At 75.2% G+C, this 11,655-nt stretch carries 1 protein-coding gene; it reads left to right on the forward strand.

The features are described from left to right. The first annotated feature begins 53 nt into the window (after positions 1–53). Positions 54–11,639 (forward strand): type I polyketide synthase, encoded by an 11,586-nt coding sequence (locus O7602_RS16120; RefSeq protein ID WP_281583462.1) that lies wholly within the window; start codon positions 54–56, stop codon positions 11,637–11,639. The last annotated feature ends 16 nt before the right edge of the window (positions 11,640–11,655 follow it).

Genomic DNA, 11,655 nt, shown 5'->3' on the forward strand with positions numbered 1-11,655 from the left:
ACCCCGACCATCCCACGACGACCGCACCGACGACGAGATCCGGAGCACCTGTGATGCCTGCCGAGAATGTGGCCGCGACGACGAACCCGACGACCGACCCGGCGCGAACCGACGAGAAGCTCCGCGACTACCTGCGGCGCGCGACGGCCGACCTGCGGCAGGCGAACCGGCGGCTGCGCGAGCTGGAGTCGCGGGACCACGAGCCGATCGCGATCGTGGCGATGAGCTGCCGCTACCCCGGCGGGGTGGGATCCGTCGCGGACCTATGGCGGCTGCTCGCGACCGGCGCAGACGCGGTGAGCGAGTTCCCGGCCCGGCCCGGCTGGGACACCGACGAGCTGTACGACCCGGACCCGGACGCCTCGGGCAAGTCGTACGTCCGGGAGGGCGGGTTCCTCCACGAGGCGAACGAGTTCGACGCGGACTTCTTCGGGATCAGCCCGCGCGAGGCGCTGGCGATGGATCCGCAGCAGCGGCTGCTGTTGGAGACGTCGTGGGAGGTGTTCGAGGAGGCCGGCATCGATCCCGAGTCGCTGCGCGGCAGCGCGACCGGGGTGTTCATCGGCGCGACCGGCCAGGACTACATGGTCCGGTTGATGCAGGGCCTGGAGAGCGTCGAGGGGTACGTCGTGACCGGCAGCTCGGCGAGCGTCGCGTCGGGTCGGGTGGCGTACACGTTCGGCCTGGAGGGCCCGGCGGTCACGGTCGACACGGCGTGTTCGTCGTCGCTTGTCGCCATGCACCTGGCGGCGCAGGCGTTGCGCGGCGGCGAGTGTGACCTGGCGCTTGCCGGTGGCGCCACGGTGATGGCGACGCCCGGCCTGTTCACCGAGTTCAGCCGGCAGCGTGGGCTGGCCCGCGACGGCCGCTGCAAGTCCTTCGCCGCGGCGGCCGACGGGGTGGGCTGGGGCGAGGGCGCCGGCATGCTCATCCTCGAACGCCTCTCCGACGCCCAGCGCAACAACCACCCGGTGCTCGCCGTCATCCGTGGGTCGGCGGTGAACCAGGACGGCGCGAGCAACGGCCTCACCGCGCCGAACGGGCCGTCGCAGCAGCGGGTCATCCGCCAGGCCCTGGCCAACGCGCGCCTGTCGCCCGCCGACGTGGACGCGGTGGAGGCGCACGGCACCGGCACCACCCTGGGTGACCCGATCGAGGCGCAGGCGCTGCTGGCCACCTACGGGCAGGACCGGCCCGACGACCGGCCGCTCTGGCTCGGCTCGATCAAGTCGAACATCGGGCACGCGCAGGCCGCCGCCGGCGTCGGCGGAGTGATCAAAATGGTGCAGGCACTGCGCCACGACCTGTTGCCGCAGACGCTGCACGTCGACGAGCCGTCCCCGCACGTCGACTGGGACGCCGGCAACATCGCGCTGCTCACCCAGGCCCAGCCATGGAAGCGCAACGGTCACCCGCGCCGGGCCGGCGTGTCGTCGTTCGGCATCAGCGGCACCAACGCCCACCTCATCATCGAAGAGCCGCCGGCCGCCGAAGAACCGGAACCGGTCGGTACGCCGGTGCCGTGGCTGCTGTCGGCCAAGACACCCGCCGCCCTGGCCGCCCTGGCCGCCCGCCTCACCACCGCCACCACGTCCCTGCCGAACGACGATGTCGCCCACACTCTGGCCCGCCGCGCCCAGCACAGCCACCGCGCCGTCATCCTCGCCGACCACCGCGAGGCACTCGCCGCCCTGTCCTGCGACCAACCACACCCGTCCCTCGTGCGCGGCAGCACCCGCCCGACGGGGAAGGTCGCGTTCCTGTGCACCGGACAGGGCAGCCAACACCCCGAGATGGCTTACCGCGACGAACCCGTCTTCCTCGAAACCTTCGACGCCGTCTGCGCCGAACTCGACAAGCACCTCGACCGGCCGCTGCGCGAGGCCATGGTCGACGCCGTCCACGAAACCCGCTACACCCAACCCGCCCTCTTCGCCACCCACGTCGCCCTGCACGCCCTCGTCACCAGCTGGGGCATCACGCCGGACTACCTCACCGGACACTCCATCGGTGAGCTGTCCGCCGCCCACCTCGCCGGCGTGCTCAGCCTCCCCGACGCCGCCCTGCTGGTCACCGCCCGAGGACGACTCATGCAAGCCGCCACACCCGGCGGCGCGATGATCGCCATCGAGGCCACCGAAGACGAACTGACGCCGATGCTCGACCCCGCCACGGTCTCCATCGCCGGGCTGAACTCCCCCACCAGCACCGTCATCTCCGGCGACGTCGACGCCGTCACCCAGATCGCCGTGCACTGGGCCGGGCAGGGACGGCGCACCAAGAAACTCACCACCTCACACGCCTTCCACTCCCCCCACATGAACCCGATCCTGGACGAGTTCCAGGCCATCGCCGCGACCGTCACCTACCACCCCGCGACTATCCCGGTCATCTCCAACCGCACCGGAGACGTGGCACCAGCCTTCGACGCCGGCTACTGGACCCGACACATCCGCGACGCCGTCCGCTACCACGACATGGTGTCCACCCTGGACGCCTCCGGGGTCACCACCTACGTCGAACTCGGACCCGACAACACCCTCAGCGCCCTCACCCACGCCTGCCTCCCCGAGAACCACACCCACACCATCACCAGCGCCCACCTCGGACAACACGCCCACGCCGCGCTGCACACCGCCGGCCACGACACCACCTGGACCACCACCACACCCGCCGGCCGACACACCGACCTGCCCACCTACCCGTTCCAACGCCAGCCCTACTGGGTCCAGGGCCGCCCCGGCGACGCCGGCGGCCTCGGCCTGGGCGGCACCACCCACCCTCTGCTCGGGGCGGCGTTGCCGCTGGCCGGCGAGGACGGCTGGGTGTTCACCGGCCACCTGAGCCTGAAGAGCCACCCCTGGCTGGCCGGGCACGCCGTGCACGGCACCGTCCTGCTGCCCGCCACCGCGTTCGTGGACCTGGCACTGCACGCCGCCGCCCAGGCCGGGGCCGCCGGCGTTGACGAACTGCTGCTGGAGGCCCCGCTGGTGCTCGACCCGCGCGGCGCCGTCCACCTCCAGACCGCCGTCGGCGCGCCGGACGAGCGGGGCGGCCGGACCGTCACCATCCACTCCCGCCCGGCCGCCGACGACCAGGCGCCGTGGGTCCGGCACGCGAGCGGCATGCTGCGTCCGGCCGGGTCGGAACCGGTCGAGGCGGCTGCGGAGGAGCTGTCCGGGACGTGGCCGCCCGAGGGCGCCGCGCCGGTGGACGTCACCGGGCTCTACCCCGAGCTGACCGCCGCGGGCCTCGACTACGGCCCGACGTTCCAGGGTGTCCGGGCCGCGTGGCGCGACGGCGACGTCGTCTACGCCGACGTCCGGCTGCCCGACGACGCCGACCCGGACGGCTTCGGCGTACACCCGGCGCTGCTCGACGCGGCCCTGCACGGCATGGTGCTCGGCGCCGCCGCCCGGGACGCGGCGGACCCGGCGATCCGGTTGCCGTTCGCCTGGTCCGGCGTGACGCTGCACGCCGGCGGCGCTACCCGGCTGCGGGTCCGGCTGGCGCCGGCGCCCCACGGCGACGCGGTCTCGGTGCAGGTCGCCGACCTGTCCGGAGCCCCGGTCGCGTCGATCGAGTCGCTGTCGCTGCGGGCGGTCTCGGCGGAGCAACTGGCCGCCGCCGGTCCGCGCGCGGACGGCTCGCTCTTCGAGGTGCGGTGGACGACGGTGCGGCCCGCCGACGAGCCGGACGAGACGGCCCCGGTGGTGCTCGGCGCCGGGGACCACCCCGACGTCGAGGCGCTGTTCGCCGCGCTGGACGCCGGCCAGGAGGCACCGGCGACCGTGGTCGCGGCGGTGCCGGCCGGTGGGTCCGGCGCCGATCACGGACCGGCCGCCTGGACGCTGGAGCTGACCCGCCGGTGGCTCGCCGACGACCGGCTGGCCGGTACGACGTTGGTGCTGCGTACCCAGGACGCGGTCGCGGCCCAGCCTGGTGACCGGGTGGCCGATCCGGCGCAGGCCGCGGTCTGGGGTCTGGTGCGGGTCGCCCAGTCGGAGCACCCCGCCCGGTTCGTGCTCGTGGACGGCGCGGCGGAGGTCGTGCCGTCGCTGCCCGCCCTGCTCGGCACCGGTGAGCCGCAGTTGGCCGTCCGGGACGGGGTAGCCTACGCGCCGCGCCTGACCCGGACGACGGACACGCCGATGCTGACCGCCCCCGACGGACCCTGGCGCCTCGGCGTCACCACGGCCGGCACCCTGGAAAACCTCGCCCTGCTCCCCGCACCCGAACTCACCGCGCCACTCGCACCCGGCCAGGTCCGCATCGCCGTCCGCGCCGCCGGCCTCAACTTCCGCGACGTCCTCATCGCCCTCGACATGTACCCCGGACACGCCGCCATCGGCGGCGAAGCAGCCGGCATCATCACCCACGTCGCCGACGACGTCACCACCCTCACCCCCGGCCAACACGTCATGGGCCTGTTCACCGGCGCCATGGGACCGGTGGCCGTCACCGACCAGCGGCTGGTCGCCCCGGTGCCGCCGGGCTGGACGTTCGCGGAGGCCGCCGCCGCGCCGATCGTGTTCCTGACCGCGTGTTACGCGCTGACCCGGTTGACGGTGCTGCGGCCCGGCGAGCGGATCCTGATCCACGCGGCGACCGGCGGCGTCGGCACCGCCGCCGTGCAACTCGCCCGGCACCTCGGCGCGGACATCTACGCGACCGCCAGCACGCCGAAGTGGCCGACGCTGCGCGGCCAGGGCGTCGGCGACGACCGGATCGGCAACAGCCGTACGCTCGACTTCGAGCGGCAGTTCCTGGACGCGACCGGCGGCGCGGGCATGGACGTGGTGCTCGACTGCCTGGCTCGGGAGTTCGTGGACGCCTCGCTGCGGCTGCTGCCGCGCGGTGGGCGGTTCCTGGAGATGGGCAAGACCGACATCCGCGACCCGCAGGTGGTCGCGGACGCCCACCCGGGCGTGGAATATCAGGCGTTCGACATGGTCGACGCGGGCCCGGATCTGGTCGCGGAGATGCTGCGCGAGCTGGGCGACCTGTTCGCCTCGGGGGTGCTGAAGCCGCTGCCGGTCACCGCGTTCGACATCCGCGACGCCCCCACCGCCTTCCGCCACCTCAGCCAAGCCCGCCACACCGGCAAAGTCATCCTCACCATCCCCACCCCCCTCACCCCGAACGACACCGTCCTCATCACCGGCGGCACCGGCGCCCTCGGCGCGCTCCTCGCCCGCCACCTCGTCACCACCCACGGCATCCGCCGACTCATCCTCACCAGCCGCCGCGGACCCCACGCACCCGGCGCCACCGACCTCCACACCGAGCTGACCGAACACGGCGCCGACGTCACCATCGCCGCCTGCGACACCAGCGACCCCCACGCCCTCGCCGCCATCCTCGACGGCCACCGACCCACCGCAGTCGTGCACACCGCAGGCGTCCTCGACGACGGACTCCTCACCGATCTCGACACCGACCGACTCGACACCGTCCTCAGCCCCAAAGCCGACAGCGCCTGGCACCTGCACCACCTCACGGAAGATCGAGACCTCACCGCCTTCATCACCTACTCCTCCATCGCCGGCACCCTCGGCAACCCCGGACAGGCCAACTACGCCGCCGCCAACACCTACCTCGACGCCCTCGCCACACACCGGCACGCCCAGGGTCGACCGGCGCTCTCCCTCGCCTGGGGACTGTGGGAAGACGCGGCGGGGATGGGCGGCGAAACGCCCCGCCGCCCCGGCGCGCTCGCCGCGCTGACCGCCGCGCAGGGGCTGGCCCTGTTCGACGCGGCGGTCCGGGGCGCCCGCCCGACGGTGGTGCCGGCCCGGCTGGACGCCAGGGCGCTGCGTGCCCTCTCCGGCGCGGTGCCGCCGATCCTGCGCGGACTGGTGCGCGGGCCGGCCCGGCGGGCCACCAACACGGACACCGGTGACGGCGACGCGCTCCGCGACCGGCTGGCCGGGCTGGGCGAGGCGGAACAGCATCGGCTGCTCGTCGACCTGATCCGCACCCACATCGCGGCCGTCCTCGGCCACGCCTCGGCCAGCGACATCGACCCGGAGCGCCCGTTCTCCGAGCTCGGCTTCGACTCACTGACCGGGGTGGAGCTGCGCAACCGGCTGAACACCGCCACCGGGCTGCGGATGTCGCCGACCGCGGTCTTCGACTACCCGACACCGGCCGCGCTCGGCGGCTTCCTGCGTACCGAGTTCGGCGGGACGCGCGCGAAGACCACCCGCCGGACGGCCACCACCCGGCCGGCCGACGAGCCGGTCGCCATCATCGGGATGGCCTGCCGCTTCCCCGGCGGCGCGGACAGCCCCGAACAGCTCTGGCAGGTGCTTGCCGGCGGCGTCGACGCGATCGGCCGGTTCCCCGACCGGCCCGGCTGGAACACCGCCGACATCTACGACCCGGACCCGGGGGCGGCCGGCAAGACGTACGCGCTCGAAGGAGGCTTCGTCCCGCACGCCGCCGACTTCGACGCGGACTTCTTCGGCATCAGCCCCCGGGAGGCCATCGCCACCGACCCGCAGCAGCGACTGCTGCTGGAGACGACGTGGGAGGCGCTGGAGCGGGCCGGGATCGACCCGGCGACCCTGCGCGGCAGCAACACCGGCGTCTTCGCCGGGGTGATCGCGCAGGCGTACGGCAGCACGTCGCCGGCCTCCTCCGGCGCCGAGGGCTACCTGATGATCGGCACCACCACGAGCATCGCCTCCGGCCGGATCGCCTACACGTTCGGCTGGGAGGGACCGGCCGTCACGGTCGACACCGCGTGCTCGTCCTCGCTCGTCGCGCTGCACCTGGCCTGCCAGGCGATCCGCAGCGGCGAGTGCGACATGGCGGTCGCCGGCGGCACCACGATCATGGCCAGCCCGGCGATCTTCACCGAGTTCAGCCGGCAGCGCGGTCTCGCCCCGGACGGCAGGTGCAAGTCGTTCGCCGCGGACGCGGACGGCACCGGCTGGGGCGAAGGCGCCGGCGTGGTGCTCGTGGAGCGGCTCTCCGACGCCCGGCGCAACGGGCACCCGATCCTCGCCGTGGTGCGCGGATCGGCGGTGAACCAGGACGGCGCCAGCAACGGCCTCACCGCCCCGAACGGCCCGTCCCAGCAGCGGGTGATCCAGCAGGCGCTGGCCAACGCCCGGCTGACCACCGCCGACGTGGACGCGGTCGAGGCGCACGGCACCGGCACCAAGCTCGGCGACCCGATCGAGGCGCAGGCGCTGCTCGCCACGTACGGCCAGGACCGGCCCGACGACCGGCCGCTCTGGCTCGGCTCGATCAAGTCGAACATCGGGCACACCCAGGCCGCCGCCGGGATCGCCGGCGTCATCAAGCTGACCCTCGCCCTGCAACACGGCGAGCTGCCGAAGACCCTGCACGCCGACGCGCCGAGCCCACACGTCGACTGGAGCACCGGCAACGTCTCGCTGCTGACCGAGGCGCAGCCGTGGCAGCCGAACGGGCGACCCCGCCGGGCGGCGGTCTCCTCGTTCGGCATCAGCGGCACCAACGCCCACGTCATCATCGAGCAGGCGCCGGACGACGCGCCCGCCGACGAGTCGGAGCCGCCGGCGTCCGCGCCGGTCGCCTGGCTGCTCTCCGCCCGCACCGAACAGGCGCTCGTGGACCAGGCCGGGCAGCTCGGCGCCTTCGTACGGGCCGGAACCGCGTTGCGGCCGGCGGACGTGGCGCAGACCCTCGCCACCGGCCGGGCCCGGCACCCGCACCGCGCCGTCGTCGTCGGCGCCGACCGGGACGAGCTGCTCGCCGGCCTGGCCGCGCTGCCCACCGAGGGCGGCGCCGCGAACCTGGTGCGCGGCGTCACCGAGGGTCCGGCCGGCCCGATCGCCTTCGTCTTCCCCGGGCAGGGCTCGCAGTGGGCCGGCATGGCGGCCGAGCTGCTGGCCACCGCGCCGGTCTTCGCCCAGCACATCGAGACGTGCGCCGCCGTCCTCGACCCGCTCACCGGGTGGTCGCTGCTGGAGCTGCTGCGCGGGGCGCCGGACGCGCCGCCGCTGGAGCGCGCCGACGTGGTGCAGCCCGCCCTGTTCGCCGTGATGACGTCACTGGCCCGGCAGTGGCAGGCCCTCGGGGTCCGGCCGGACGCCGTCATCGGCCACTCGCAGGGCGAGATCGCCGCCGCGTACGTCGCCGGGGCGCTCAGCCTCACCGACGCCTGCCGGGTCGTGGCGCTGCGCAGCCAGGCGCTCGCCGCGATCGCCGGCCTGGGCGGCATGGTCTCGGTGCCGCTGCCCGTCGAGGCGACCGAGAAGCTCATCGCCCGCTGGGACGGCCGGATCAGCGTCGCCGCGGTCAACGGGCCGGCTGCCACAGTCGTCTCCGGCGATGTCGCCGCCCTGGACGAGCTGCTGGCCGACGGGGAGTCCGACGGCGTGCGGGTCCGCCGGATCCCGGTGGACTACGCCTCGCACTCGCACCACGTCGAGGCGATCCAGGACCGGCTGCGGGAGGTGCTGGCCGGGATCGAACCCCGGACCGCCCAGGTGGCCTTCTACTCGACGCTCACCGGCGAGCCGATCGACACCGCCACCCTGGACGCCGACTACTGGTACGCCAACCTGCGCCACCAGGTCCGGTTCGCGCCCGCCGCCGGGGCGCTGCTCGACGCCGGTTTCCGGCACTTCGTCGAGTGCAGCCCGCACCCGGTGCTCACCACCGGGCTTCAGGACACCGCCGAGCAGGCCGGCATCGAGGCCACCGTGACCGGGACGCTGCGGCGGGACGAGGGTGGCTGGACCCGGCTGCTGACCTCCGCCGCCGCGCTGGCGGTACGCGGGGTGGAGGTGGACTTGTCGCCGGTGCTCGCGCCGCTGCGCCCGCGGCGGGTGCAGCTCCCGACGTACCCGTTCCAGCGCCGCCCCTACTGGCTGCGTGGCGCCGCGACCGCCGACATCACCGCGGCCGGGCTCGGCCCGGCGGGCCATCCGCTGCTCGCCGCCGCCACCGAGCTGCCCGACGGGGGCTGGCTGTTCACCGGCCGGCTCGGGCCGGACACCGCCGACTGGATCCCCGACCACGCCGTGCTGGACCACGTGCTGCTGCCCGGCGCCGCGTTCGCCGAGCTCGCCCTGCACGTGGCCGCGCACACCGACGGCGACCGGCTGGAGGAGCTGACCCTCGCGGCCCCGCTCGTCCTCGACGACCCGGCGGGCGTGCGGCTGCACGTGGTCGCGGGGCCCGCCGACCCGGACGGACGCCGGGCGCTGACCATCGACTCCCGGCCGGCCGGCGCGGGCGGCGACGGCGTCTGGACCCGGCACGCCGACGGCGTGCTCGCGCCCGCGACGACGCCGGAACCGGCGCCGGCGCCCGGCGGGGCCTGGCCGCCCGCCGGGGCCGACGAGGTCGCCGTCGACCAGTTGTACGAGCGGTTCCTCGCCGCCGGGCTGGCCTACGGTCCGGCGTTCCAGGGCGTCCGGGCGGCATGGCGGCAGGGCGACACGGTGCACGCCGAGGTGACGCTGCCCGAGGGGACCTCGCCGGAAGGCTTCGGCCTGCACCCGGCGCTGCTGGACGCCGCTCTGCACGCGATCGCGTTACTCCCGGGTACCCCGGAGCAGGCTCAGGTGCCGTTCGTCTTCTCCGGCGTGGACCTGCCCGTGCCCGGGGCGGACACGCTGCGGGTACGGGTCACCCCGGCCGGGTCCGGCGCCGTCCGGGTGGACCTGGCCGACTCGGCCGGCACCCCGGTGACCACGATCGAGTCGCTTGCCATCCGGCCGATCGCGGTCGAGCAGCTACGCCGCGCCGGTGGCCGCGACGGCGCCCTGTACCGGCTGGACTGGACGGCGGCGACCGGCGCCCCGGCGGACACCGGTTTCGCGCTCCTGGGGCCGGACCCGTTCGGGCTCGGCCCGGCCGCGTCCCACCCGGACCTGGCCACGCTGCGGGCCGCCGTCGCCGCCGGCGAGGCCGCGCCCGGCCTGCTGGTGCACGTCGCGTCGACCGGGCCGGACGCCGACCCGGTCGCCGGGGCGCACGCGCTCACCGCTCGGGTCCTCGACCTGTGCCGGGACCTCCTGGCCGCGCCGGAGCTGGCCGACACCCGGCTGGCGCTGCTGACCCGGGGCGCCACCGCCGCCGGCGCGCAGCCGCAGGACCTGCCCGGCGCGGCCGTGGCCGGTCTGTTGGCGAGCGCCGCGACCGAGAACCCGGGCCGGTTCCTCCTGGTCGACCTGGACGACACGGCCGCGTCGCGGGCCGCGCTGCCGGGCGCGCTCGGCGCCGCGATCGCCGCCGACGAACCACGGATCGCGGTACGCGACGGGGCGGTCCTGGTGCCACGGCTGGTCGCCACCGAGCCGGCGCCGGAGCGGACCCCGCCGCGCCTCGACCCGGACGGCACCGTGCTGATCACCGGCGGCACCGGCACCCTCGCCGCGGACGTCGCCGGGCACCTGGTCACCGCGTACGGGGCCCGGCGGTTGCTGCTGGCCAGCCGGCGTGGCCCGGCGGCCGACGGCGCGGACGAGTTGGCCGCGTCGCTTGCCGCGCTCGGCGCCGAGCCGCGCATCGTGGCCTGTGACGTCGCCGACCGGGACGCGCTCGCCGCGTTGATCGACGCGATCCCGGCCGCGCATCCGCTGACCGCGGTCGTGCACACGGCCGGCGTCCTCGACGACGGCGTCCTGACCGCGCTCACGCCCGACCGGCTGGACACGGTGCTGCGCCCGAAGGCCGACGCGGCCTGGCACCTGCACGAGCTGACCCGCGACCACGACCTCGCCGCGTTCGTGCTGTTCTCCTCGTTCGCCGGCACGGTGGGCAGCCCGGGGCAGGCCAACTACGCGGCGGCGAACGGGTTCCTCGACGCGCTCGCCGAGCGGCGGCGCGTGGACGGCCTGCCCGCCACCAGCCTGGCGTGGGGCCTGTGGGAGCAGGAGAGCGGCATGACCGCGACGCTGGAGCACGCCGAGCGGGCCCGGATGGCCCGCAACGGCCTGCTCCCGCTGCCCGGCGCGACGGCGCTGCGGCTGCTCGACGCCGCGCTCGCCGACGGGGCGCCGGCCCTCGTGCCGGTGCGGCTGGAGACCGTCGCGTTGCGCGCCCAGGCGGGCGCCGGGGTGCTGCCGGCGATCCTGCGCGGCCTCGTCCGGGTGCCGCCGCGTCGGACCTCCGCCGGGGCCGCTGCCCTGGCCCGACGGTTGGCCGACCTCGGCGACGCGGAGCGGGAGACGGTGCTGCTGGACCTGATCCGCGGCCAGATCGCCACGGTGCTCGGGCACGCCTCGCCGGACGCCGTCGACGTCGACCGGCCGTTCCAGGATCTCGGCTTCGACTCACTGACCGCGGTGGAGCTGCGCAACACGCTCAACACGATGACCGGGCTGCGGTTGCCGCCGACGGTGATCTTCGACTATCCGAACACCGGCGCGCTCGCCCGGCACGTCCGCGACCGGCTCGCCCCGGCCGAGGTCCGGGACCCGGCCGCCGAGGAGCTGGAACGGCTGGAGCGGGCGCTCGGCGCGGTCGCCGCCGACGACCCCGGACGCGGCCGGATCACCCTGCGCCTCCAGACGCTCCTGGCCCGCTGGACCGAGCACTCGGCGACGTCGGCCACGGCCGTCGCCGACCGGCTGGAGACCGCCGACGCCGATGAGATCTTCGACTTCATCGACCGGGAGCTGGGCCGGGCCTGAGCGCGCCGGCCGGGCG

Source organism: Micromonospora sp. WMMD1128 (assembly GCF_027497235.1).
Classification (GTDB): Bacteria; Actinomycetota; Actinomycetes; order Mycobacteriales; family Micromonosporaceae; genus Micromonospora.

Coding starts and splice junctions, on each gene's coding strand:
- O7602_RS16120 (WP_281583462.1), top strand. CDS start 54: ATGCCTGCCGAGAATGTGGCCGCGACGACGAACCCGACGACCGACCCG.